The following is a 25,428-nucleotide window of genomic DNA, read 5'->3' as shown; positions in this document are numbered from 1 at the left end:
AAACAACAGTCTACTTATAAAACAACCATTTCGTGGTTACTTTATTGACAAATGCCAATGTGAAAAGTACGATTCACTTATTATGCTTTAGAATTATTATTTGAAATTAGCAAATAGTTAAAAAGGCACCTGGGGAGGGAAATTTAATTGAGTAAGCATGATTTAACGGAAAAATCTGTTCGTATTTTGAAAATTATTTTTCCTCTTATATTATTAGTTTTAGCAACAATAGAAATTAATAAATTCACTATGGAACTCAACATACAATTGCTCCAGCATGAAATAAGTCAGATTCCGATTGTTTTATTAGTTGTTGTCTTACTCATTATCATTGGAGCAATTTCACCAATGTTTTTTTATGATGCAGTTATCACCAAAATATTGGGGATTAAAATACCAAAAAAACTGTTTGTTAAACAATCACTAGTCGCCAATTCCTTTTCAAATTTGATTGGTTTCGGTGGTATTTTTGGAGTAATGCTTAGAACTTTTTTCTATCAAAAAGAAGAATTTGAGAAAGGGAAGTTATTAAAAACCATAACCGTTGTTTCTTTATTTTTTCTTACGGGTATATCCTTCCTTTCCTGGATTACCCTATTGGGATATAGAAATATTCCCCTGTTAGTAAATACTAAATGGCTTTATATGGCTCTTATTGGTGTTGCGTTGTATCTCCCAACTTTGATGATCATTACTTTATGGAGAGACAAAAAGGCCCCTAATCCATCCATCACAATTAAAATGAAATTTTTACTGATATTCATTTCAATCCTAGAGTGGTCAGCTATCTTTATTGTTTTTTGTCTGTTAAATTCTGTTATGAGTATTTCCATTCCATATGGAGATTTATTTGCTATTTTTACCGTTGCATCATGCGCTGGAATTGTGAGCCTGATTCCAGGTGGTCTCGGATCTTTTGACCTCGTTTTCATATGGGGAATAGATTATTTAGGTGTACAGGATGAAAAAGTTGTTGTGCTTCTGCTGCTATATCGGATAGGCTACTTCATTATTCCATTTCTTATAGGTGCTTTCCTGTTTATTAAAGCCTATTGGGGGAAGTGGAATAATAATTGGGGGAATTTGCCAAACGCATTTATACAACGTATCAGCCATTGGATGCTAACCATTTTGATCGTTATTTCTGGTTTAATTCTGCTTCTTTCTGCAGCTTCGCCTGGCATTATTGAAAGGTTAAAAATTGCTGAAGACATTTTTACTCTCCCTATAATTAGTTTATCTCATCAACTTTCCGTTGCAACAGGCTTGCTTCTTCTTGGATTATCAAGGGGAATTCAATACAAAGTAAAACGTGCCTATTATCTAACAATTGTAGCGCTATCCTTTGCTGCGATATTTTCTCTCTCTAAAGGATTTGACTATGAAGAAGCCATCTTTTTGCTCGTAGTCGCTTTGTTACTTCGACTATCTAAGGCCCGTTTCTATCGGGAAAGCTATGTTTTGACTTGGGGAAAGATGGCATTTGATATTTTCATCATTCTTCTCATTATTTTTATGTATTTATTGATCGGGTATTCTAATTTGCCTACATCTAAAATCAGTATTCCAACAAAGTTTTTGCCGTATATCATTACTGATTACCAAGACTTGTTTTATAGTGCATTCATTGGGCTCGTTATCGCCATTTTTATTTTTTGGATTGGGAATTTTTTAGGGAAATCTCTGAAATGGTCAATGGAGTCATCGGAAAATCAAGAGGGGAAGATTTACGAACACATTACTAAATATAAGGGAAATGTGCTAACACATTTAATCTTTTTGCATGATAAATATATTTTTTGGAATAGTAAAGAAAATGTTTTATTTCCTTTCCAAGTTTATGCGGACAAAGTTGTGGTGCTTGGTGATCTTACTGGAGAGAAATCTGAATTTCCTCGTGCGATAGAAGAGTTCCTAACCATTTCCGATTTATATGGGTATACGCCTATTTTTTATGAAAGTAGTAATGACATGCTTCCAATTCTTCATGAAAATGGTTTCGACTTTTTTAAACTTGGGGAGGAGGCATTTGTCGATTTAGAGAGTTTCTCTATCTCAGGTAAAAAAATGAAAGCAATGAGGGCCATCAAAAATAAATTTGAGCGGGAACATTTTGTTTTTGAAATCATTAAACCGCCATTAAGTTATGAGTTGATTCAAGAGCTTAAAACAGTATCAAATGAATGGCTTGCAGGTAGAAAGGAAAAGGGATTTTCACTTGGATATTTTGATGAAGCTTATCTAAATAAATCTGAAATAGCCATTTTGAAAAACAAAAATGAGGAAGTTATTGGCTTTGCCAGTTTAATGCCTGTCTATGATAATAATCAAACAATATCCGTGGATTTAATGCGCTTCAAACCTGGTTCACCCTCAGGAACAATGGACTATATCTTTCTTTCGTTACTTGAATGGGCTAAAGAACAAGGGTATAGCCAATTTAATTTAGGAATGGCCCCACTTTCCAATGTTGGGCTTTCCAAATTTTCATTTTTTAGTGAAAAGGTTGCTGCCCAGATTTATTTACATGGACAGGTCTTCTATCACTTTCAAGGCTTAAGAAACTTCAAGGAAAAATATAATGTTACATGGGAGTCCAAATACCTTGCATTTAGGAAAAAGTCCTCACTGCCCATCACAGTGGCTCAAGTAACGATAATGATTGGTAAAAACAAAAAAGTTAAGAACAATTAGGATAGTCCACTCGATTTCACCAAAAAGGGGACAATGAACAATTAAGCCAAAAATACCATATTTTATAGGATGGGTGTTTTTGGCTTAAATTGTATAAGGGGGGATTAGTTTACAATATAATGTAAATTGCTATTAAAAATTGGATTACGATCATTAGGCAAATACCACAACGTTTTCATATTAATCTCATTAGCTGCAAACAAGGCAATCAATTCTTCCATGAATATTCCCTTAGATGGGTCGCATGAAGGACTGCTTTTGATTCCTAATATACCTGCTATTTCGTAGCCATTTTTTAAATACTCTTTTGCTTGATAAAGGACGGGTTCGAGGATTACTTTGCAATGTTTCCTATATTCAGGAGTATTATATTGATCGTAGGTCATGGGCGGTCGGCTTAAACCTAGAAACGTGAATTCAGGGCAAGGTAGCTGCAAAAATCCAAATCCTTCTTTCATTGCCCAATCTATAGCGGACATAATAGCCCCATCAGCTCTTGCTTCGTTTTCAATCACCGTATTCTGATTTAAGATACAATGAGAAACTAGTAAAATCTTTTTACTACGCTGCATGGTTCTTCCCCTTATTCATTATTTTTGTAAAACCTGGAAGACGTACGATTAAAAACATAACTAGCATGCAAGTGATAATTTTATCAATAAAGTTCCCAGTTATTCTTGAGATAAAGGTCGATGCAAAAACACTTTCACCAGAAGCTCTTAACCACAAAACAATCAAATCCATCCCACTTCCATTAAGTCCACCATAGACCGCGATAGCAATTGGCGTTCCTATTAAAGGTGCGATGATAGACACAAGAATTCCCGCGGAAATAGCAACGTACCATTTTGTAAAGTCAAACTTGCGCGCCATAAACCCAACGACTAATGCAATGGCTATATTGACAAGACCAAAGAAAATAGCGGAGGCACCCGTTGTTGTTCCTAATACAACATTCGTTAAACCCCCCGTTAAGACTCCCCACCAAGGACCAAATAGAACGGAAATCAACACTGTTCCAATCGTATCTAGAAACAACAGTGGAATTTTCATCCAGGATACCACCGTGCCTAATACCACGTTTAGTGCGATTCCCATTGCTGAATAGGCTAAGATGATTGTTTTGCTAGTTTCATTAATTTTTTTCCCCTCCCCAAATTGTTTAATTCAAGCCCCTTTCTAATATATTGTGAATTCATTATCTGTATTTCTTTTTTTAAAATTTAAATTACAATTTATAACATTATTGGTTCAGGCTTCAAATATGCTAACATAAAATGAATAAATCAGTGAGGTGGAAATAATGAAAAATAAAGTTATTTTACTTGCTTCCGATCAGCTTGGCAAAGGAGAAAAAGAACTAGGCGAAGGGATACTAGAAACTTTCTTCACCCTTCTTAAACAAAAGGAAGAATTGCCTGCAGCGGTTTTTTGTATGAACCGCGGTGTGTTTACTTTAACTGAAAGTTCGCTTGTTTCTTTACAATTAAAAGATCTGGAAGAAAAGAAAGTTGCGGTTCTTGCTTGTAAAACATGTGTTGACTATTATGAGCTAAATGAAAAGCTCACAGCCGGGCAGATAAGCGGGATGGACCAATTTATCGAATTAGCCTCAAAATATGAAGTAATTACGCTATCTTGAGGATAATGAGGTTTCGTAAAAAACATAGAGAAACTGCACCTATTGAGGTGCAGTTCATTATTTTGTTTTAAAAAATAATTCCTGTTCAAAAACTAAAATGTATAAGTGAAAGTCGCTTCAATCCTAGCCGTGATCGTTAGCTCCCCAGGTTGAATCGGTGTTGCTGCTTCACTTTTAGCAAACATCGCCGTTTGGAATGGGATGGGTGGCGATTGTTGTGATAATTCCTTGATATGAAACGGGATTTCTTGTAGCTGAACCTTTAATGTATTAGCGATTGTACGTGCCTTGCCCTGAGCATCCTTAATAGCATTTTCAAGCGCTTTTGCGTAATAAACTTGAGGATTCGAAACAGTAAAATGAATACTTGTAACGGTGTTGGCTCCGTTTTGAACAGCCGTATCAACTACGCTACCGGTTGCTTGAATATCTACATCTGAAATTTGCAGCATGTGAATAACTCTATAGCCTCTCAAAGTCTGCTTTGAATTTTCGAAATCATACAGGATTTCAATTCGAAATTCTACTGTTTTGATATGGTTTTTCGGTATTCCCAGCACAACCAGAGATTGAATAACATTATTCGTAATTTGATTATTTTCATTTTGAGCAGCCGAAACAGTACTGCCTTCAGTTATAACACCCAACGTAATTGTTGAAGAAGTCGGTGTTGCTGTGACAATTCCTTCCCCATTGACCTTCAATTTATTTGGATTTGCATGCTTACTTCTAATTTGCTGCGAGCGCATCATCCAAGGTTCATAATAATACATCGTGGAGCTCCTTCCCATATCTCTTTTGTTGTATTGTATTAGTTCTGGCATATTAGGTGTGTCAAACAAATATAAAAAGCCCACGAAACCTCGTGAGCTACTTTTCCATTCTTTTTCTAAATATCGGACCAAAAATGACATGTAAAAAGATATCGCCAGTAAAGTGAGCAATCATTGCAATTTCGATTCCATACTTCCAATATAAATAACCAAATAGGGTACCTGGGATTGCATTAAGTAAAATCGTACGTGTCACCACAAGATTGGATTTGCCGAATAGTCCGAAGGCAGCTGGTAAATGCCCAACCCCGAATAAAAGAGCGGCAAACAGAATCCCGATCCAATAGGAAGCATTCCCTAAACCCAAAAGGCTAGATACATAAACCACTCCCGTCATTATGAATAAACGGGTTAAAACTTCCTCTGAAATACCTCCATAAAATGAAGCTAATAAAGCCTGAAATCTTGAGGGCTCATCCATGTCAACCTTGGGCATTCTTTTCATAAATAAAAAGTCCAAACCGATGATAACAATTGAAGCAATGGCACCGACAAGCACGCTCAATAGAATCGTCCCGGAAATGGAATAAGGAACAGCCGTACCATATAACCATTGATCAATTAACCACCAATGTAAATCAACCTTTGGTGCCAACCAGGTCCCAATAAAAGCTGACACTCCCAAAAGTATAACGCTTTGTACAATACTGATTAGAATCAGCACGGGAGTGGGAGGAATCTTTTTGCTTGGATTCTTTTTAGCTTCTTCTTCAATCTTCCCTTTCAGCATTTTAAATTGATACGGCATAACGGCGATTGCCCCAATTGAAGCAGCTATCCAAAAAATGAAAAACTCTGTCATTGTTAACACCCTCATTCACATTTATATTCTGCAGATAATACGAATGAGATGATAAGAAAGTTCACTTTAAATTACAAAATAAAAAGGTACCATAATGGCACCTTTGCTAGGCTTGTTCAGCTTTTACATCGTTCATGATGGATACAATATTTTTTACCCAGTTATTATTTAAACCAGTGGCATCATTAGCAGCTTGACTTGGAGCATAAACTGTTTGGATTTCACCAATTGTTTCATTCCCATTTTCTACATAATATTGCTTTAAATAGGTCGCCTTAAAGCGAATACTATCCTCAATTGATAAAAACTTTTGCCAATTGGTTCCACCTTGTACTAATGCTTCACAACCTGGGTTAGGATAATCTTCGCCAAAGATATTTGAGTAAATATCAGGCATACACGTAATACCCCCAATATTATTCCATGGGGAACTAGCAATATCCGAATTGCCCCAACCGGTTTCCTGTGCAGCTAATGCAGCTAAAAAGACAGGGTCAATATCATGCTCTTCACCCGATTTTACAAAGTTTGGTCCAAGACCTTTTAAATTCCCCTTTAAATGCTTGTCCAGTTCAGGACCAGAGATTGTATTTTCCTGTTCAACATTATAATTTTTTGAAGCCATTTGAACGGGTTTGCTTTCAACAGGTTGAGTTGGTTGTACTTGATCATCTATTTTTTCTTTCTTTATTTCTTGTACTGGATTGTTGTTCTTTTCAATTGTTTGCGCATTTGAATGATGCATCGTAGCAAAAATGCTAGTACCCATAATAACTAAAGCCCCAATGAAATAGAGAAAAACTGTTTTCTTTTTTGTAAGAGTTGAGATTTTCAAAGTATCCTACCTCCTTCATAAGACCTTTTTCCTACTCTGGAAACTATCCTAACATAATAAAATGACAGCAATGTTACAAAGATGTTATGGCCAGTTTATAAAAATATGACAGTAAAGACAGATTTGCAAAAACGCTAGTAGTTTAGTATAATCGGAAACTGTATGTTTACTGTAAGAAACGTAAACATTTCCTATTTTTGTCATAAAAATGGAAATAAATTGCTTTTTGCAAAAAAATGAAAGGTGTTTGTGATGTATTTTCAAAGTTTGCTAATGAAAGAGGATCTGAACAAGAGCCCGTCAGAGGTCAAACAAGATTTAGAGGAATTGCAGTTCCAGATTTATCGTATGCAGGATAACATGAAAGAAATTTCAAAAAAACATCAAATCATCGGTATTGACCAATCGAAAGATGAAAAATGGGTAATCGTCTCAGCCTTTGATGATGGGAACCAATGCCAAATTATGGTGAACGACTGTGAAACAGCCTACAGAGGTAAATGGGATTTTTCACTTCATGCTCAGTACAAGGACGAGGATAATGCAATCCATATCGGTGATATTAAAGGACCTGCGAACCAAGGATATGGTTCAATCTGTATGAATCATTTAAAGGATATCGCTCGTGAACAAAATATTCCTGTGATTACAGGTGATATTGCAAAAAGAGACTGGGATCACGTTGACCGTCTCGTTTATTTTTATGAAAAACACGATTTCGAAGTTGAAATCGATCCTCAAACAAAATCGGGTGAAATCATTTGGAGAGACTAATCAAATTAAAAAAAGGTCTGCTTACCATAATAATAGGGTAAAGCAGGCCTTTTTATTTTGGAAAACATATCCCGTCCATACGAATTAAAACCTTTCGCGTATGATACATTATCTATGTCAAAAGGAATGATTTGTATGCTTTATAAAAGAATCACATACCGTGTCAAACCTGATCAAGTTTCTCAATGTGTTCGTTTTTTAAATGATCACTTTATTCCAATTCAAATAAAGAATGGAGCAAAACTAATTGGACAATGGCAAACGAAATCCATGGAGGAATTGATGTCGATTTGGGAGTATCCCAATATGGACGAGTATTTGCAGATTGAAAAGAGGGTTCAACAGGAAAAAATTGGAGAAGAATTTAAAAAACTGTACTTGGATTGTGACGAGGATTTCTTATCTTTAACAGGCACATACGAATCTCCACAGCATACGGTTAGTGTTAGTGGTTTTATAACAAATCAAAATCAAGAAACATTATTAGTTAAGACCTATTGGCGATCCGATACATGGGAGTTGCCTGGTGGAGCTGTTGATGAAGGGGAGACATTAGACAAGGCACTTTGTCGGGAAGTTTTTGAAGAAACGGGAATTCAAATAATAATACATGGTGTAATAGGAATTTATTCAAATGGGAGCACTATTTCAATTGTCTTTCGTGGCGAATCTGTAGGTGGAAATGTTAGAACCTCCAAGGAGACAAAGGAAGTAGCTTTTGTAAAATTAGATGAATCGAACATGAATGAATATATTAAAAGACAAAAGTTTAAACAACGTGTTCTGGATGCACTTAAAGGAGATTATGCACCATATGAAGCATTTAAAGTGAGGCCGTATGAGTTACTCGCAAGATATGATGGAGAATAAATGATTGTTTTACTGAGAAAAGGAATGGTACCATTGTGATAGAACCGCAAGGAGATGAATTAGGAGCTTAACATTATGAATACACTGAATAAAAGCTTAATACTTGGAATGGCAGCGTTGATTCAAGGATTTGCAATGGCAACTTTTCTTTTTCCTCATTTTATTCCAACAGGAGGAGCGGCAAGTGTTGCGGTATTGTTCAATTATGTAGCGGGTATTCCTTTTGATCGTACACTCTGGATACTAAATGCGGGTCTTTTATTTGCAGCGATAAAGTGGCTTGGAAAGGGAACTGCCATATGGACCTTGTATTGTGTCACAGTTACAGCAATCACCATTCGATTGGTTACTCCATTTATAACAAACCCGATTTCCTATGTAATCGTCGATTTACTTGTGGGATCGATCATCTTTGGAGTGGGGATTGGAATATTATTTCGAATGGGAGCTTCATCTGGTGGTATGGATATTTTAGCGTTAATCATTTCAAAATTAAAAGGATATTCACCAGGAAAAACTCTATTTGCGATTAATGGGACCATTTTGCTTACAACTGGAATTGTAGTAGATTGGAAAATCATTATTTTTGCGCTTGTAAGTCAATTTATTAGCACAAGGATAATCGATCTTATAAATAAGGTCAATTTGCCGACACCGCAAGCTCAAAAACAAAATTCAACTACTTATTAACGAAAAGGGCGAGAACCACCTAGGGGTTCTCGCCTTCTTTCTTTCTATGTCTAGCTTCAGCGCCTAGCCCCTCGAGGTCACAAGCCAATCCATCAAGAAGGTCAAAGAGCGACCTTCTCGCTGTCTCGTCTTGTGCTTGTCGGACTTGCACATGATGTGCTGACATCGACGTTTGCCACAGGACATGGCGGTACTTAGTCGATGTTCATCTTCAAGGCGCTTGCGCTTTTCTTATTAATTCATCGCAACCCAAACACTCTTCACTTCTGTGTAGTTATTTAGGGCATAGGATCCCATTTCACGACCAATACCTGATTGTTTGTATCCACCGAACGGAGAAGCTGCGTCAAACGCGTTATAGCAGTTCACCCATACAGTTCCCGCACGTAAATTATTTGCAATATAATGCGCTTTTCCTACATCTTGTGTCCACACACCTGCAGCAAGACCATATTCTGAATTGTTTGCACGAGCAATTAGTTCATCTAGGTCATCATATGGCATTGCCGAAATAACAGGACCAAAGATTTCCTCTTTTGCAATTGTCATTTCATCTTTTACGTTTGCAAAGATTGTTGGAGATACGAAGTAGCCTTCTTCAAATGGTTTTTGACCACCAACTACTAGTTCTGCCCCTTCATTAAGTCCTTTTTCAATATATCCTAAAACGCGATTTTGTTGTTCAATTGAAACAAGTGGTCCAATTTCTGTATCGGCATGAAGTCCTGCCCCTTGTTTAATCTTTTCAGCATGGCTTGCCATGTCCGCCACAACATTATCAAATTGTTTCTTTTGGATAAAGACACGTGAACCTGCACAGCATACCTGACCTTGGTTAAACATAACCCCATTTAATGCGCCAGGAATTGCTTTTGAAAGATCAGCATCCGGTAAAATAATATTAGGAGATTTTCCACCTAATTCTAATGTCACTCGTTTTAATGTTTTGGAGGCTCTTTCCATGATGCTTTTTCCAACTTCTGTTGAACCTGTGAAAGCAATCTTATCAACCAGTGGATGATCTACAAGTGGTTGGCCAGCTGTTTCACCAAAGCCAGGAACGATGTTCACAACCCCTGCTGGGAATCCCGCTTCTTCCATAAGCTCAGCTAAATAAAGAGCAGAAAGAGGAGTTTGTTCTGCAGGCTTTAATACAACAGTACAACCAGTCGCAAGAGCTGCACCAAGTTTCCACATTGCCATTAGCAGTGGGAAATTCCAAGGAATGATTTGTCCTACAACACCAACTGCTTCATGGCGAGTATAGTTAAAGAATGGTCCATTAACAGGGATTGTTTGTCCTACGATTTTCGTAGACCATCCTGCATAGTAACGCATATGTTCAATTGCCAGAGGAATATCTGCATTTGACGTTTCACGAATCGGTTTTCCATTATCCAATGTTTCCAATTGTGCTAGCTCATCTTTATGTAGCTCCATCAAATCTGCCAGTTTATACATGATACGGCTTCTTTGGGCTGCAGTCATTTTTTGCCAAGGGCCTTCATCAAAAGCTTTTCGGGCTGCCTTTACAGCTCGATCAATATCCTCTGGTCCTGCTTCACTTACAGTTGCTAATACCTCTCCTGTTGCAGGATTATAGGATTCGAAGGTTTTTCCAGAAGCACTTTCAACAAATTCTCCATTGATATAAAGCTTCTTTGTCCCGTTTAAAAATGACTCAACCTTTTCTCGTAATGCAAAAGTTAATTGGCTCATTTTTTTCCTCCTTTTTTTTATAAAACTAGTAATTCAGGCGATGTGGAAACGCCTACAATACTATGGTAACATTTTGAAACTAGTAATCAATCAACTTTTGGCAAAAGATTCCGACTATTTGCGACAACCTTTTTCGACATAAATAATAAGTAGCTTACATAACTTTTGAAGTGAAAAATCAAAATTAAACAAAAAAAGACCCAATCAAACTGATTGAGTCTGTATGCTCTATGAGGCCTTTTCGCATGCCCAATTATCTTTGTCTCGGTCATGTTTTGATTCATAAGCTGGATGTGTGGATGGAACACCTTCAGGATAGACTTTTCGAAGTTCTGTACAATTCTTATAGGATTCCTGACCATTACCTGTATTACTGTTAGAGCCACCACCTGTGGATGGTTTGTTAGCTGGTGGCGCAGGTTTTGAACTACCTGTATCGAGGTCTCCTTTTGTTGTTCCGTTTTCTCCGTATGCCCAAAGTCCAGTTCCGTTTGCTCGTGCTTCTCGCGCGAACTTGACAAAATAGTCGCTATAGGTGACATCAGGAGGGTAGGTGGATGGTTCTGCATACCCATTTAAGACCAGTTGTGCATTGAACATTTTGGAACGGATTTCTGATTCATTCATGACATTTGAAGGAACTGAAACCCAGATGAGACGTAAGTAACGATCATAGCGATCTTTATCGGATACATCCTTTTGAAGCCACACTTTTTTTCCTTCCAGTTGAGAGGTAGTATAATTACTTGCTTCTTTCCCATATACTTCATGTCTTGTTGTTGATTCAGGAGTATTTACTCCAACTAAACGAATCTTTCGACCATCAGAAAGCTCAACTGTGTCCCCATCTACAACCCGAGATACGATTACCGCTTCTAAGCCGATTGCCTGAGCCTGTTGATCAGTTGTTTGTTCCGCTTGTTCTTGTCGTTCCTTTTCTTCTTTTGCTTTTTGTTCGGCTTCTTCTTTTTGTCTAGCTTCTTCAGCCGCTTTTTGTTCTGCTTCCTTAGCCGCTTTTTCTTGCTCCGCTTTTTCTTTTGCTTGTTCCTTCGCCTTTTCCTGAGCGACTTGTTCATTGTCGTTCTCTACTTGATCTGCCACTTGTTCCTTTGCAACTTCGGTTTTAGTGTCTTCATTATTTGTAGAGAATCCAATAATAGCAAGGATAGCACCCGCGGCTATTAGGGTAATCGGAAGTTTCAATTTGCGCCCGTTTTTATGATATTTATAGGTCGTATAGATGCCAATAGCTGCTAACACAAGCCCTATAGTGGCGAATAGATTTGAGATGATCCATGAGATGATTGCGACAATAAGAGCAAGTAGGAGAATAATTCCTAGACACCCCAATAAATATTGCACCGTTTTTTTCCCCCTAGTAGAATATTTTTGTTTAGTGTATGTAATTTATTTTAAAATAAATGTTATCAAAGAATTTGCTGCACATACAAGAAAAAAGCCACCCTTGTTGAACAAGAGTGACTTTTACATAGTGGAGTTGATGGGAATCGAACCCACGACCCTTTGCCTGCCAGGCAAATGCTCTCCCCCTGAGCTACAACCCCGAATGAAATTAACCAAATTATATCATGAGCGTTTTTAATAGACAATCATTAAATACTTTTTGAATGAGGATAACCAAATGTTCATATATTTCTACTAAAAAAGGACTAAGCTAATCTACATTTTTAATGTGAACAGTTATAAAAAAATGGTAAAATTTGATTAAACCTAAAATGGTGGTGAACTCGTGATTTTTTTATATGTACTAGCCTCATATTTTATTGGAACGATTATGTCCGCCTATGTCGTAATGAAGTTTATGAAAGGTGAAGATATCCGCAAACTCGGAAGTGGAAATGTTGGAGCGAGAAATGCTGGTAGATTGCTAGGGAAAAAAGGATTTTTGTTAACAGCTTTAGGTGATGTGTTAAAAGGGTTACTTGTTGTTATGGGTGCAAAATACCTTGGATTTTCCTTAGAATATCAGATTCTATCATTGATCGCTGTTGTCGTCGGACATATTTGGCCAATTACGCTCAAATTTAAAGGTGGAAAAGGAATTGCGACAGCTGCAGGTGGTCTTGTTGTATTAGCATATCAGCCATTTCTAGTGTTTGGTGGAATCTTTCTCGTTTTATTAGCAATTTCGAGAAGCTTTACAATAGCAGGGATGACAGCTTTTTTTACGATGCCATTTATTTATTGGTTTATGGATTATTCCATCCTCGAATGTGCCCTTGTTTTTATTGTAATCGCATTATTATTATTTGCACATCGAGATAATTTAAAAGAAAGACTAGGAAAAGAAAATAAATAAGTGGAGTGAGCCCATCATGACATTTGTCTATAAAATTGCTCGGACAAAACAGGAGTTTAATCAAATTCACCGTTTAAACTATAAAACCTTTGTTGAAGAAATTCCTCAGCATGATAAAAATGAAGAAAAGATGTTAGTGGATAAATTTCATGATCAAAATACGTATTTGATTTGTGTAAAGGATTCAAAAGTAGTGGGAATGATTGCTGTAAGAGCCAAAAGACCATTCTCGCTAGATTATAAGTTACACAATTTAGATGAACAACTACCGGTAAAACCGAATAAACCATGTGAAATTCGATTATTATCGGTTGAAGAAGAATATCGTAGTAATGGTAGAATCTTTTTTGGACTTGCCCAGCTAATGTCTAATTTTTGCTTGAAAGAAGGCTATGATGTAGCCTTGATTTCTGGAACAACAAGACAAGAGAAATTGTATCGGCAGCTAGGGTTTATTCCATTTGCCTCTCTAACTGGAACTGAGGAAGCTTCGTTCTGGCCAATGTATTTAACGAAACAAACTTTTGATGAGTCACTGGCTGGAAGAATTCTAAAGGAACCGGTTAGTTTTTTACCTGGTCCCATTAAAATTCATGAAAATGTGTATGCGGGACTTAAGCAAGAGCCCGTATCACATCGTTCAAATGAATTTTTATTAAAAATGAGGTCTGTGAGAGAGAAACTTTGTAGCATGACAAACTCAAAGCATGTGGAAGTATTAGTAGGCTCGGGGACTCTTGCGAATGATGTAATTGCTGCTCAGCTTGCTGTAATAGGAGGAAAAGGCTTAATCCTAAACAATGGGGAGTTCGGGTCAAGGCTAATTGACCATGCCAATCGAGCGGGATTATCTTTTAAAAAGGTAGAAAAAGATTGGGGAGTACCTATCACTGAAACAGAGATTAAGAAAGAGCTTGGAACAGGTCATTATACATGGCTTTGGGCTGTTCATAGTGAAACTTCAACGGGGATGCTTACAAACATCCAGAATTTAAAAGAAATCTGTCTTTCAAACAAGGTGAACCTCTGTCTTGACTGTATCAGTACGGTCGGTGCAGTTAAACTAGATTTACAGGGTGTCTATTTTGCATCAGGAGTGAGTGGAAAAGCACTTGGCGGATATACGGGATTATCATTTGTCTTCCATAATCATGACATAAGACCAAACCCGTCCATACCAAGATATCTAGATCTCGGAATGTATGCAAATCATGACAGTATTCCATATTCCCATTCCTCAAACATGCTTGAGGCTTTATATGAAGCACTTAAAAAATATGAAAATGATGATTGCTATCAGAAAATTAAAGAACGATATAAGATGATTCGTGAGTACATTGAGGGTCTAGGATTGCAGATTCTAACCCCACCTGAATATTCGTCACCCGCAATCATGACGATTCTTTTGCCAGAACATGTATCTTCAAAGGATTTTGGAGATGACATGGCACTTCAAGGATATTACCTTCATTATGAAAGTCACTATTTACAAGAAAAGAAATGGATTCAAATCTCGTGTTTAAGCAGTCATGAAGAAAAACAAATTCTAAAAATGCTACGTACATTTGAACTTTTATTAAACCAATATGAAATAGCAGGTGAGCCTTCTGTATAGAGGGCTTTTCTTTTTTGTCGAGATGCAACAGGATTCTTATTTTTGTAACATTTCTTACCAGTTATCGTCTAAGTGGAAAAGGGGTGAAATGAATGAAGAAAAGATGGATTGTTTTTCTGGCCACGGTCATTGTGATAACTACTATGACGGCTATTTTTACTACTTCAAAGCCGGCAGTTGTTAGCCAAGTAGATCCTGAGATACAACCCGTTACAAAAGAAAAGCTAACAGAAATATTCCGTGATGCGATTAAGGAGGAAAAGCGTAATCAAAGGTTTCGTTTTTTCGCGAGAGATACTGCACAACAGGAAATGTCGGTGTCAACAGAATCTGCTGCAGGTGATAGTGCGGTAAAAGGTGGAAGCGAGCACTCAGAGACGAACACTCAAGTCCAAGGTGTTGATGAAGCAGATATCGTAAAAACCGATGGGGAATATATTTATCAACTTATTGATGGAAAACTAAATATCATTAAGGCAGTACCAGCAAATGTAATGCAGTTGATCACGACAATACCATATTCTCACTCATTTTCGCCGAACCAAATGTTCTTATACGAAGACAAACTAGTCGTGATTGGTCATACATTTCATGATAGTACGCCGGATAAAAATCAAAATCAACGTTCAATGATCTATCCGCCTCGACATTTTGAAGCAACAACAGCGATTGTTTATGATATACAGGACCCAAAAAATCCCGAGGAAATCCGTAGGGTAGAAGTTGACGGAAACCATGTGACATCACGTAGAATTGATAACTATATTTATCTGGTTGCGAATCACTACCCGAATTATTGGATTATGGAAGATACGAGAGAAGAGGATATCGATCTAAGGCCCCGTTTCTCAGATTCAGCAACTAGTGAGGAAAGTTCCTTGGTACCGTATGAAAAAATACAATATATTCCTGGTTCAAAAGAAACTAATTTTACCCTAATTGCTGCCTTTGACTTAAATACCCCTGATAAAGAAGCTTCAATTACGTCTTATTTAGGTAGTGGGAATTTAATGTATATGTCAAAGGAAAACATCTATATTGCAGTTGCAAATTATTATGCGATTCCATTTAGGGAGGGTGGCTCCGATTCCCCAGATACAAATGTCTACAAATTTACAGTAGAAGGGGACAAAGTCGAATTCCATAGTTCAACTGAAGTACCAGGAACCATTTTAAATCAATTTTCCATGGACGAATTCAATGGATCCTTCCGAGTAGCCACAACGAAAGGAGATACTTGGAATAACTCCAAACCATCTTCGAACAATTTGTTTATTTATGATGAAAATTTACAGCAAATTGGTTCATTAAGTGATCTGGCACGGGGAGAGCGAATCTATTCAGCACGTTTCATGGGTGAACGTATTTATATTGTCACTTTCAAACAAGTAGATCCATTATTCGTCATCGATGCTAGTAATCCAAAAGCACCAAAAGTCCTTGGAGAACTTAAAATCCCAGGCTTTAGCAACTACCTCCATCCATATGACGAAAATCATGTGATTGGCTTTGGACAAGACACAAAGGTTGTTGCTGATAATAAAACAAGTAATAGTGAGCCTATGGTTTATACAGATGGTGTTAAAATCTCGTTGTTTGATATTCGTGATGTAAATAATCCAAAGGAAAAGTTCACTGAAATCATTGGTGGCCGTGGAACATACTCCCCATTAAATTATGACCATAAAGCATTATTATTTAATAAGGAAAAAGGGATTTTCGCCTTTCCGATCACTGTTTATCAAAATCTAGAAGGAAAAATGTATGAGCAAAAATTCGAATTTCAAGGTGCATATGTATACGATATCCATTTAGAAGGAATTGATTTGAAAGCAAAATTATCACACGATACTGGACCATATGAAACGTGGGAGGGAGAGATACAACGTCTACTGACAATCGGTGACACATTGTATGCTATCTCACCGACTATGATTTCTGCATATGACATAAAAAATTATAATCAAACTGGTGAGGTCTCCTTACGATAAAAAGGGTAGAATTTTCTTCTATCCTTTTTATGCATTTATCTTATATACTATATAAGATTATATTTGAAATGAAGGGACATACATGAATCAACCAAAAATGAATCCATATTTCGTGTTGGCAATTGGTGTCGTTGCAGTATCGACATCGGCCATTTTTGTTAAATTAGCAAATGCACCCGCACCGGTTATTGCTTTCTATCGGCTGTTTTTCACAGTCCTATTAATGCTTCCTGTTTTTTTATGGAAGTATCGAAAAGAACTTCGGGTCATCACAAAAAAAGATTGGCTTTTTTCCACAATATCAGGTGTTTTTTTAGCTCTCCATTTTATCCTTTGGTTTGAATCGCTTAACTACACATCCGTGACGAGTTCAACTGTATTAGTAACGATGCAGCCCGTGTTTGCTTTCATAGGAACTTATTTTTTGTTTAAAGAAAAAATAAGTTTAGGGGCCATACTAAGCACCCTTCTAGCTTTATGTGGAAGTATAATCATTAGTTGGGGGGATTTCCGAATTAGTGGAAGTGCATTATACGGTGACTTCTTGGCAATCATTTCGTGCGTGATGGTTACAGCCTATCTACTATTTGGGCAAACAGTTCGAAAACGGATATCACTTGTCACATATACATTTGTTGTGTACAGCATTAGTACGATAACTCTCTTTTTATATGTAGTGATTTTTAAATATCCACTAGGTGGATACGCTAGTGAAGACTGGATGTACTTTTTACTATTAGCGATCGTCCCAACTTTGCTTGGTCATAACCTTTTCAATTGGTCATTAAAATGGGTAAGTACGTCAACCATTTCGGTCAGTATTCTATTTGAACCAGTAGGAGCGGCAATTCTAGCCTATTTTATCCTTTCTGAGAAAATCATTCAAACACAGCTTATTGGGGGAGTCATTATTGTTGTTGGGATTTGGCTCTACTCCATAGGCGAACGAAAGAAAAAACAAAGGGTATCCTTTTCAGAACAAAGTGTAGGATAAAAATGCAAAGCCAAGTCTACCAATTGTAGACCTGGCTTTATTTTTTAAGCATATTTACGAGTCATGAATACAGCACCAATCCCAAGTAATAGGAATAGGGTCCCGATTAATAGAAGGTTCGAATATGGACTAGCGGTAATTGGAAGTTTATTCCCCTGAACCTTCATACTCATTTCCGTTGCTAGTGTAGCAACAGTTAGAAGTTTTTCACCACGTTCAATGATAAAATCAGTAGCTAGCATTTCCTCTGAAAGCTTTAAATCGAGCAGGTATTCATCATTAGCTCGATATAGTTCAACAAGCAGTTCCGCACCATCAAGTGTGTCCATTTCAAGTAGCTTATTATAAGCAATAGCTTCCTTAGCACCATCCTTTAATAGATAGTATCTTGGCTGTAACTCAAAAACTTCGATCATATTATCGTACATCACTAGAAGCTCTTTTTGTTGCTCAGAAGACAGTCCTTCTGAATTATTATAGGAAAAGTATTGCTCTAAATTAGAGCTGATAGATTTCATCTTCTCTTCAAGATTTATATCATTTAAGCTTAAAAAGTGAAGAAATAATCCATCAATCTCGTCCTCTGTTAGCCCAACCTCAGACAGCATTCGCTCTGCTTCTACCAATACCTCGGCATGATTAAGATAGAAGTCAACAGTTGTGTCAAGGTCCTTAATGAATAAATAATCTTCTACTGACTCCCCAAATCCGCCCAGGATATGTTGTAATTCATCTTCATTTAGATTATGTTTCGTTAAAAGAGTCTGAATGGTCTCATTGTTAACAGGCTCTCCTAAATAGGAAACCAGTTCATTTACGTTTTCAAAATCCTTTAAGGACAAATCATAAACTGCCAGGTAATCCTCAAGATCATCTTCAGTCAAACCGGTCTCAGTTGTATATTTCTTTAAATCCTCTGTGGTAACCTCAGCAAACACATCTACAGACAAATACGCAAGCTGGAATAAAAAAAGTACCCCAACTAGTAAAAACTTCTTCATTCCTCTTCCTCCAAGCCATTATATTCATAGGTGTAGTATTTTCAACTTTTACCAAATAATGCATGTAAAGGAGGAATTTAATGAAATACTAAAAGATGAGGACTATGATGCACAATGAATACAAAAATATATGAAGGTCGTAAATTAACTTTTATTAGGTCTAGTTGAGTCGAAATGTCTTTGCTATCTCATGAATAATCTTTAAGTCTGCTTGGTAATCCGAACCACCGAAATAGCCGGGATTATTCGCATGAAAATACAAATCATAGATGACCTCTTGATCATTGGGTTGAATGAAATAATGGACCGTTTGAATGGCGTGCATTTCTTTAACATGGAAAAGGACTCGTTGAGTTGGTTCCTGAAAATCTTCCAACAAATCATCTTCAAATATCCCTGACTGAGACAATAGTTGCTGTTTTAATTTCTTGTTGATCTTCTTTACCCCACCAACCTCTGTTCCATTTTTTAAAAAAATATGTGAATCGCCTTGTTCCTCTATAGTAAATTCTTTTGGAAGATCAATTATAAATGATGAGACAGAATCTGCATGTAAGAGTTCCTCTTTAAAAATGGAATAATAAGAGTATGTTCCAATCCCAAATACAAGTAATAAAATAACCACACCTGATAGGAAGGGCATAATGAATCTGCTAGAAGAAAACCTATTCTCTTTCTTAGTTTTGCTTGTTCTGATTTGATTTACGATATGGGTTCTCTGTGCATTATTTAATTGAAATTTTGGAAATGATTTATTTGGGTAGGTATTCTTCATAGTCTTTTTCCTCTCCTTTGTTGATAGAGTTAAGATTTTTCTGTAAAGCTTTAACAGCACGATGGTAAGTCAAGGAAACTTTGTTAGTAGACCAGTTTAAAACGGTAGCTGTTTCTTCAACACTCAGTTCTAAAATTAATCTTGAAACAAGAACTTCTTTATAAGATTGTTTTAGGCGAAGGATTGCATCATGAATGTCAGAAAGAACTTCGTCTAAAAGTAGAGCTCTCTCCGGATTAGATTGATCAATTTGAATATGCCTTTTTCCTAGTAAGTCAAAAGGTTGAAATTTGATAAGCCTCTTTCGACGGTTTTTATCAATTACTAAATTCCTTGCAATTGAAAGTAACCATGTCTTAGGGTTGGAACGTTCCTCAAAGGTATGGAATGATCGGATTGCCTTCAAAAATACCTCCTGAACATAATCATCAACGTCGATTGACCCTGTATAGTAAATAAGAAAGCTATAAACATCATCCCCATACTCATAAAACCATCTCTCAATTTGACTAATATGTGCCAAGCGTCGTACCCCCTTTGTACTTACCTTTATATAATTAGACGATTAAGACATCAACTTCTTTCACATTTAAAGGAAAAAAATTCGAAAAAAAACTGACAACCTAATGGATTGTCAGTACTGAAAAAGGAATACCGCTTTAATAAAAAGAACTTGCAAAAAAACTAAAAACGAAAGCCATTACAATAGACGAAACAAAGGTAATGAAAGTACTTGCTTCAATTCTTCCTTCATTATTACTAATTCTTAAACCTTCTATATAAACAAATGAGAATAAAAATAAACACATCGCTAATGATAAAAACATGCCAACGGCTTGTAGAAACTCAAAAAACAAAATCTTTCCTCCTTCCAAATTTCTTTTAATAAAATATATGAGTAAATCTAGCAAATATGATTAAAATAATAGAGACATTAATTGAAAGATATAAAATGATTAAAGTATTTCATATAGAAACTATTTCTTGTATAATAATCTTATCTCTTCAATGACGAATTAATAGAGAGAAGATATTATTTTTTTGTACTTAAAAACTTTTTTTAAAAAAGGTCTTGTAAAAGGATATAAGAGATGGTATATTAATTTTTGTCGCCAAAACGAGTGACAAATTGAATGAGTGAGCAACAAAAACTTTTTAAAAGTAGTTGACACTCACAAGTGAAAATGTTATATTAGAAAAGTCGCTTCTGGGCGACAAACTAAAAAAGTTCTTTGAAAACTGAACACAATACAAGCGTCAACGTTAATTCTAAGTAACAAAACTTATTGAGCAATCAATACTCTTATTGGAGAGTTTGATCCTGGCTCAGGATGAACGCTGGCGGCGTGCCTAATACATGCAAGTCGAGCGAATCTGAGGGAGCTTGCTCCCAAAGATTAGCGGCGGACGGGTGAGTAACACGTGGGCAACCTGCCTGTAAGACTGGGATAACTTCGGGAAACCGGAGCTAATACCGGATAACATATGAGACCACATGGTCTCGTATTAAAAGATGGCTTTTAGCTATCACTTACAGATGGGCCCGCGGCGCATTAGCTAGTTGGTGAGGTAACGGCTCACCAAGGCGACGATGCGTAGCCGACCTGAGAGGGTGATCGGCCACACTGGGACTGAGACACGGCCCAGACTCCTACGGGAGGCAGCAGTAGGGAATCTTCCGCAATGGACGAAAGTCTGACGGAGCAACGCCGCGTGAGCGAAGAAGGTCTTCGGATCGTAAAGCTCTGTTGTTAGGGAAGAACAAGTATCGTTCGAATAGGGCGGTACCTTGACGGTACCTAACCAGAAAGCCACGGCTAACTACGTGCCAGCAGCCGCGGTAATACGTAGGTGGCAAGCGTTATCCGGAATTATTGGGCGTAAAGCGCGCGCAGGCGGTCCTTTAAGTCTGATGTGAAAGCCCACGGCTCAACCGTGGAGGGTCATTGGAAACTGGGGGACTTGAGTGCAGAAGAGGAGAGCGGAATTCCACGTGTAGCGGTGAAATGCGTAGAGATGTGGAGGAACACCAGTGGCGAAGGCGGCTCTCTGGTCTGTAACTGACGCTGAGGCGCGAAAGCGTGGGGAGCGAACAGGATTAGATACCCTGGTAGTCCACGCCGTAAACGATGAGTGCTAAGTGTTAGAGGGTTTCCGCCCTTTAGTGCTGCAGCAAACGCATTAAGCACTCCGCCTGGGGAGTACGGTCGCAAGACTGAAACTCAAAGGAATTGACGGGGGCCCGCACAAGCGGTGGAGCATGTGGTTTAATTCGAAGCAACGCGAAGAACCTTACCAGGTCTTGACATCCTCTGACACTCCTAGAGATAGGACTTTCCCCTTCGGGGGACAGAGTGACAGGTGGTGCATGGTTGTCGTCAGCTCGTGTCGTGAGATGTTGGGTTAAGTCCCGCAACGAGCGCAACCCTTGATCTTAGTTGCCAGCATTTAGTTGGGCACTCTAAGGTGACTGCCGGTGACAAACCGGAGGAAGGTGGGGATGACGTCAAATCATCATGCCCCTTATGACCTGGGCTACACACGTGCTACAATGGATGGTACAAAGGGCAGCAAAACCGCGAGGTTAAGCCAATCCCATAAAACCATTCTCAGTTCGGATTGCAGGCTGCAACTCGCCTGCATGAAGCCGGAATCGCTAGTAATCGCGGATCAGCATGCCGCGGTGAATACGTTCCCGGGCCTTGTACACACCGCCCGTCACACCACGAGAGTTTGTAACACCCGAAGTCGGTGGGGTAACCGTAAGGAGCCAGCCGCCTAAGGTGGGACAGATGATTGGGGTGAAGTCGTAACAAGGTAGCCGTATCGGAAGGTGCGGCTGGATCACCTCCTTTCTAAGGAAACTGAAGTTCTACGAACTTCATAAAAAGACGCTTTGTATTGTGGTCAGTTTTGAGAGTGCTTTTGTACTTTCAGAGGTCGATTTTTGCACAAACGCAAAAATCATTTGCACTTGCGTCTGCAAGATTAATCAAAGATGATTGATTCCTCAGCGCAAAGCTGCATGAAGATTACTCACTGATGCTTAATCATGATGTGATTGAAGTCAGTGGCTTCGTTCTTTGAAAACTAGATAACGTAACAAAACATTCATTGAAGTAAAGTTCTTTAAAACTTAAAGGTGAATGAGAAGCGAGAAGGTCGAGGAACCGATTGAGGAATTACCGGAGCGTACTTTAACGTACGTGAGGATGATGACGAATGAGGTGACGAAGAGATTCGACGCTAATCAAAGCCGAATAGGTTAAGTTATGAAGGGCGCACGGTGGATGCCTTGGCACTAGGAGCCGATGAAGGACGGTACTAACACCGATATGCTTCGGGGAGCTGTAAGTAAGCATTGATCCGAAGATTTCCGAATGGGGAAACCCACTGCTCGTAATGGGGCAGTATCCTTACCTGAATACATAGGGTAAGAGAAGGTAGACCCGGGGAACTGAAACATCTTAGTACCCGGAGGAAGAGAAAGCAAACGCGATTTCCTGAGTAGCGGCGAGCGAAACGGAAGATAGCCCAAACCAAGAGGCTTGCCTCTTGGGGTTGTAGGACACTCTATACGGAGTTACAAAAGAGCGAAGTAGACGAAGCGACCTGGAAAGGTCCGTCAGAGAAGGTAACAACCCTGTAGTCGAAACTTCGTTCTCTCTTGAGTGGATCCTGAGTACGGCGGGACACGTGAAATCCCGTCGGAAGCTGGGAGGACCATCTCCCAAGGCTAAATACTCCCTAGTGACCGATAGTGAACCAGTACCGTGAGGGAAAGGTGAAAAGCACCCCGGGAGGGGAGTGAAATAGAACCTGAAACCGTGTGCCTACAAGTAGTCAAAGCACATTTATGTGTGATGGCGTGCCTTTTGTAGAATGAACCGGCGAGTTACGATCCCGTGCAAGGTTAAGTTGAAGAGACGGAGCCGCAGCGAAAGCGAGTCTGAATAGGGCGACATAGTACGTGGTCGTAGACCCGAAACCAGGTGATCTACCCATGTCCAGGGTGAAGTTCAGGTAACACTGAATGGAGGCCCGAACCCACGCACGTTGAAAAGTGCGGGGATGAGGTGTGGGTAGCGGAGAAATTCCAATCGAACTTGGAGATAGCTGGTTCTCTCCGAAATAGCTTTAGGGCTAGCCTCGAGTATAGAGTCTTGGAGGTAGAGCACTGATTGGACTAGGGGCCCTCATCGGGTTACCGAATTCAGTCAAACTCCGAATGCCAAAGACTTGATTCTCGGGAGTCAGACTGCGAGTGATAAGATCCGTAGTCAAGAGGGAAACAGCCCAGACCACCAGCTAAGGTCCCAAAGTATACGTTAAGTGGAAAAGGATGTGGAGTTGCTTAGACAACCAGGATGTTGGCTTAGAAGCAGCCACCATTTAAAGAGTGCGTAATAGCTCACTGGTCGAGTGACTCTGCGCCGAAAATGTACCGGGGCTAAACGTATCACCGAAGCTGTGGATTGTTCTTACGAACAATGGTAGGAGAGCGTTCTAAGTGCAGCGAAGTCAGACCGAGAGGACTGGTGGAGCGCTTAGAAGTGAGAATGCCGGTATGAGTAGCGAAAGAGGGGTGAGAATCCCCTCCACCGAATGCCTAAGGTTTCCTGAGGAAGGCTCGTCCGCTCAGGGTTAGTCGGGACCTAAGCCGAGGCTGAAAAGCGTAGGCGATGGACAACAGGTTGAAATTCCTGTACCACCTCATTACCGTTTGAGCAATGGAGGGACGCAGGAGGATAGGGTAAGCGCGCTGTTGGATATGCGCGTCCAAGCAGTTAGACTGGTAAGTAGGCAAATCCGCTTACCGTAAGGTTGAGCTGTGATGGCGAGGGAAATATAGTACCGAAGTTCCTGATTCCACACTGCCAAGAAAAGCTTCTAGCGAGGTAGAAGGTGCCCGTACCGCAAACCGACACAGGTAGGCGAGGAGAGAATCCTAAGGTGATCGAGAGAACTCTCGTTAAGGAACTCGGCAAAATGACCCCGTAACTTCGGGAGAAGGGGTGCTTTTTAGGGTGAATAGCCCTGAAAAGCCGCAGTGAATAGGCCCAGGCGACTGTTTAGCAAAAACACAGGTCTCTGCGAAGCCGCAAGGCGAAGTATAGGGGCTGACACCTGCCCGGTGCTGGAAGGTTAAGAGGAGGGGTTAGCGCAAGCGAAGCTCTGAATCGAAGCCCCAGTAAACGGCGGCCGTAACTATAACGGTCCTAAGGTAGCGAAATTCCTTGTCAGGTAAGTTCTGACCCGCACGAAAGGTGTAACGATCTGGGCACTGTCTCAACGAGAGACTCGGTGAAATTATAGTACCTGTGAAGATGCAGGTTACCCGCGACAGGACGGAAAGACCCCGTGGAGCTTTACTGCAACCTGATATTGAATTTTGGTACAGCTTGTACAGGATAGGTAGGAGCCTTGGAAGCCGGAGCGCCAGCTTCGGTGGAGGCGTCGGTGGGATACTACCCTGGCTGTATTGAAATTCTAACCCGAAGGCCTTATCGGCCTTGGAGACAGTGTCAGGTGGGCAGTTTGACTGGGGCGGTCGCCTCCTAAAAAGTAACGGAGGCGCCCAAAGGTTCCCTCAGAATGGTTGGAAATCATTCGTAGAGTGTAAAGGCACAAGGGAGCTTGACTGCGAGACCTACAAGTCGAGCAGGGACGAAAGTCGGGCTTAGTGATCCGGTGGTTCCGCATGGAAGGGCCATCGCTCAACGGATAAAAGCTACCCCGGGGATAACAGGCTTATCTCCCCCAAGAGTCCACATCGACGGGGAGGTTTGGCACCTCGATGTCGGCTCATCGCATCCTGGGGCTGTAGTCGGTCCCAAGGGTTGGGCTGTTCGCCCATTAAAGCGGTACGCGAG

General features: G+C 39.2%; 20 protein-coding genes, 1 tRNA gene and 2 rRNA genes (1 of these 23 cut by a window edge). 11 read left to right on the top strand and 12 right to left on the bottom strand.

Translation table 11 applies throughout. From position 1 onward, the window contains the following. Window positions 1–147: 147 nt before the first annotated feature. Complete coding sequence (gene mprF, locus RGU12_RS17890; protein WP_309537238.1) at window positions 148–2,694, top strand: bifunctional lysylphosphatidylglycerol flippase/synthetase MprF; 2,547 nt, start codon at window positions 148–150, stop codon at window positions 2,692–2,694. 104 nt (window positions 2,695–2,798) lie between these two features. Here the strand turns inward: mprF and RGU12_RS17885 are convergent, their stop codons facing one another. Beyond that, window positions 2,799–3,266 carry a CD3072 family TudS-related putative desulfidase gene (locus tag RGU12_RS17885; RefSeq protein WP_309537237.1) on the bottom strand — a complete coding sequence of 156 codons (468 nt, stop codon included), beginning with the start codon at window positions 3,264–3,266 and terminating at the stop codon, window positions 2,799–2,801. Next, window positions 3,256–3,810: a CD3073 family putative ECF transporter S component gene (locus RGU12_RS17880; protein ID WP_309538282.1), complete on the bottom strand. Its 555-nt coding sequence runs from the start codon at window positions 3,808–3,810 to the stop codon at window positions 3,256–3,258. Before RGU12_RS17880 ends, RGU12_RS17885 begins: the two co-directional genes overlap by 11 nt. A gap of 187 nt (window positions 3,811–3,997) precedes the next feature. Here RGU12_RS17880 and RGU12_RS17875 point away from each other — a divergent pair, with 187 nt between their 5' ends. Next, on the top strand, window positions 3,998–4,336 hold the full coding sequence (locus RGU12_RS17875; protein WP_309537236.1) for a DsrE family protein: 339 nt from the start codon (window positions 3,998–4,000) through the stop codon (window positions 4,334–4,336). Between the two features lie 92 nt (window positions 4,337–4,428). Here RGU12_RS17875 and RGU12_RS17870 read toward each other — a convergent pair whose 3' ends face one another. The 3 genes from RGU12_RS17870 to RGU12_RS17860 all read right to left on the bottom strand — a co-directional run bounded on the left by RGU12_RS17870 (window position 4,429) and on the right by RGU12_RS17860 (window position 6,806). Further along, window positions 4,429–5,109: an SIMPL domain-containing protein gene (locus RGU12_RS17870; protein ID WP_309537235.1), complete on the bottom strand. Its 681-nt coding sequence runs from the start codon at window positions 5,107–5,109 to the stop codon at window positions 4,429–4,431. A gap of 97 nt (window positions 5,110–5,206) precedes the next feature. Beyond that, complete coding sequence (locus tag RGU12_RS17865) at window positions 5,207–5,971, bottom strand: CPBP family intramembrane glutamic endopeptidase (protein ID WP_309537234.1); 765 nt, start codon at window positions 5,969–5,971, stop codon at window positions 5,207–5,209. Window positions 5,972–6,077: 106 nt separating this feature from the next. After that, window positions 6,078–6,806 carry a glucosaminidase domain-containing protein gene (locus RGU12_RS17860; RefSeq protein ID WP_309537233.1) on the bottom strand — a complete coding sequence of 243 codons (729 nt, stop codon included), beginning with the start codon at window positions 6,804–6,806 and terminating at the stop codon, window positions 6,078–6,080. Between the two features lie 252 nt (window positions 6,807–7,058). Between RGU12_RS17860 and RGU12_RS17855 the strand changes: the two genes are divergently transcribed. The 3 genes from RGU12_RS17855 (at window position 7,059) to RGU12_RS17845 (ending at window position 9,140) form a co-directional block, all read left to right on the top strand. Beyond that, entirely contained in the window at window positions 7,059–7,580 is a 522-nt protein-coding gene (locus RGU12_RS17855; protein ID WP_116353022.1) for a GNAT family N-acetyltransferase, read from the top strand. 135 nt (window positions 7,581–7,715) lie between these two features. Further along, complete coding sequence (locus tag RGU12_RS17850) at window positions 7,716–8,450, top strand: NUDIX domain-containing protein (protein WP_309537232.1); 735 nt, start codon at window positions 7,716–7,718, stop codon at window positions 8,448–8,450. Window positions 8,451–8,525: 75 nt separating this feature from the next. Beyond that, window positions 8,526–9,140, top strand: a complete 615-nt coding sequence (locus RGU12_RS17845; protein WP_309537231.1) for a YitT family protein — start codon at window positions 8,526–8,528, stop codon at window positions 9,138–9,140. 234 nt (window positions 9,141–9,374) lie between these two features. On the opposite strand, the gene RGU12_RS17840 is transcribed toward RGU12_RS17845, so the two are convergent. The 3 genes from RGU12_RS17840 to RGU12_RS17830 all read right to left on the bottom strand — a co-directional run bounded on the left by RGU12_RS17840 (window position 9,375) and on the right by RGU12_RS17830 (window position 12,424). After that, the gene (locus RGU12_RS17840) at window positions 9,375–10,859 is read right to left on the bottom strand and encodes an aldehyde dehydrogenase family protein (protein ID WP_116353025.1); all 1,485 of its coding nucleotides are present in this window, start codon (window positions 10,857–10,859) and stop codon (window positions 9,375–9,377) included. A gap of 228 nt (window positions 10,860–11,087) precedes the next feature. After that, complete coding sequence (locus RGU12_RS17835) at window positions 11,088–12,221, bottom strand: thermonuclease family protein (RefSeq protein WP_309537230.1); 1,134 nt, start codon at window positions 12,219–12,221, stop codon at window positions 11,088–11,090. A 131-nt stretch (window positions 12,222–12,352) separates the two neighbouring features. Beyond that, window positions 12,353–12,424, bottom strand: a tRNA-Ala gene (locus RGU12_RS17830). Window positions 12,425–12,609: 185 nt separating this feature from the next. Between RGU12_RS17830 and plsY the strand changes: the two genes are divergently transcribed. From plsY to RGU12_RS17810, 4 genes are all read left to right on the top strand, one after another. Then, the gene (gene plsY, locus RGU12_RS17825) at window positions 12,610–13,179 is read left to right on the top strand and encodes a glycerol-3-phosphate 1-O-acyltransferase PlsY (protein WP_309537229.1); all 570 of its coding nucleotides are present in this window, start codon (window positions 12,610–12,612) and stop codon (window positions 13,177–13,179) included. Between the two features lie 16 nt (window positions 13,180–13,195). After that, window positions 13,196–14,794: an aminotransferase class V-fold PLP-dependent enzyme gene (locus RGU12_RS17820; protein WP_309537228.1), complete on the top strand. Its 1,599-nt coding sequence runs from the start codon at window positions 13,196–13,198 to the stop codon at window positions 14,792–14,794. Window positions 14,795–14,886: 92 nt separating this feature from the next. After that, window positions 14,887–16,785: a beta-propeller domain-containing protein gene (locus tag RGU12_RS17815; protein ID WP_309537227.1), complete on the top strand. Its 1,899-nt coding sequence runs from the start codon at window positions 14,887–14,889 to the stop codon at window positions 16,783–16,785. Window positions 16,786–16,867: 82 nt separating this feature from the next. Then, window positions 16,868–17,779, top strand: a complete 912-nt coding sequence (locus RGU12_RS17810) for a DMT family transporter (protein ID WP_309537226.1) — start codon at window positions 16,868–16,870, stop codon at window positions 17,777–17,779. A 44-nt stretch (window positions 17,780–17,823) separates the two neighbouring features. On the opposite strand, the gene RGU12_RS17805 is transcribed toward RGU12_RS17810, so the two are convergent. From RGU12_RS17805 to RGU12_RS17790, 4 genes are all read right to left on the bottom strand, one after another. Further along, window positions 17,824–18,780, bottom strand: coding sequence for a processed acidic surface protein (locus RGU12_RS17805; protein WP_309537225.1), 957 nt, complete (start codon window positions 18,778–18,780; stop codon window positions 17,824–17,826). A gap of 160 nt (window positions 18,781–18,940) precedes the next feature. Further along, window positions 18,941–19,555, bottom strand: coding sequence for a hypothetical protein (locus RGU12_RS17800; RefSeq protein WP_309537224.1), 615 nt, complete (start codon window positions 19,553–19,555; stop codon window positions 18,941–18,943). After that, the gene (locus RGU12_RS17795; RefSeq protein WP_309537223.1) at window positions 19,533–20,078 is read right to left on the bottom strand and encodes an RNA polymerase sigma factor; all 546 of its coding nucleotides are present in this window, start codon (window positions 20,076–20,078) and stop codon (window positions 19,533–19,535) included. Before RGU12_RS17795 ends, RGU12_RS17800 begins: the two co-directional genes overlap by 23 nt. A gap of 136 nt (window positions 20,079–20,214) precedes the next feature. Then, the gene (locus RGU12_RS17790; protein WP_116353034.1) at window positions 20,215–20,412 is read right to left on the bottom strand and encodes a hypothetical protein; all 198 of its coding nucleotides are present in this window, start codon (window positions 20,410–20,412) and stop codon (window positions 20,215–20,217) included. A gap of 446 nt (window positions 20,413–20,858) precedes the next feature. Here RGU12_RS17790 and RGU12_RS17785 point away from each other — a divergent pair. After that, window positions 20,859–22,410, top strand: a 16S ribosomal RNA gene (locus RGU12_RS17785). Window positions 22,411–22,818: 408 nt separating this feature from the next. Next, a 23S ribosomal RNA gene (locus RGU12_RS17780) occupies window positions 22,819–25,428 on the top strand (it continues 322 nt past the right edge of the window). The 16S and 23S rRNA genes sit together here, the layout of an rRNA operon.

Source organism: Ferdinandcohnia sp. QZ13, from assembly GCF_031324165.1.
Lineage (GTDB): Bacteria > Bacillota > Bacilli > Bacillales > Bacillaceae_L > Ferdinandcohnia.
The sequence above is the reverse complement of the archived record's forward strand: the minus strand, read 5'-3'. Positions and strand labels throughout refer to the sequence as shown.

Excerpts from the sequence above, each read along its gene's own strand:
- RGU12_RS17820 (WP_309537228.1), top strand. The coding sequence starts at position 13,196 with ATGACATTTGTCTATAAAATTGCTCGGACAAAACAGGAGTTTAATCAA.
- RGU12_RS17810 (WP_309537226.1), top strand. The coding sequence starts at position 16,868 with ATGAATCAACCAAAAATGAATCCATATTTCGTGTTGGCAATTGGTGTC.
- RGU12_RS17805 (WP_309537225.1), bottom strand. The coding sequence starts at position 18,780 with ATGAAGAAGTTTTTACTAGTTGGGGTACTTTTTTTATTCCAGCTTGCG.
- RGU12_RS17840 (WP_116353025.1), bottom strand. The coding sequence starts at position 10,859 with ATGAGCCAATTAACTTTTGCATTACGAGAAAAGGTTGAGTCATTTTTA.
- RGU12_RS17885 (WP_309537237.1), bottom strand. The coding sequence starts at position 3,266 with ATGCAGCGTAGTAAAAAGATTTTACTAGTTTCTCATTGTATCTTAAAT.
- RGU12_RS17800 (WP_309537224.1), bottom strand. The coding sequence starts at position 19,555 with ATGAAGAATACCTACCCAAATAAATCATTTCCAAAATTTCAATTAAAT.
- RGU12_RS17850 (WP_309537232.1), top strand. The coding sequence starts at position 7,716 with ATGCTTTATAAAAGAATCACATACCGTGTCAAACCTGATCAAGTTTCT.
- RGU12_RS17870 (WP_309537235.1), bottom strand. The coding sequence starts at position 5,109 with ATGTATTATTATGAACCTTGGATGATGCGCTCGCAGCAAATTAGAAGT.
- RGU12_RS17845 (WP_309537231.1), top strand. The coding sequence starts at position 8,526 with ATGAATACACTGAATAAAAGCTTAATACTTGGAATGGCAGCGTTGATT.
- RGU12_RS17865 (WP_309537234.1), bottom strand. The coding sequence starts at position 5,971 with ATGACAGAGTTTTTCATTTTTTGGATAGCTGCTTCAATTGGGGCAATC.
- RGU12_RS17815 (WP_309537227.1), top strand. The coding sequence starts at position 14,887 with ATGAAGAAAAGATGGATTGTTTTTCTGGCCACGGTCATTGTGATAACT.
- RGU12_RS17855 (WP_116353022.1), top strand. The coding sequence starts at position 7,059 with ATGTATTTTCAAAGTTTGCTAATGAAAGAGGATCTGAACAAGAGCCCG.
- RGU12_RS17875 (WP_309537236.1), top strand. The coding sequence starts at position 3,998 with ATGAAAAATAAAGTTATTTTACTTGCTTCCGATCAGCTTGGCAAAGGA.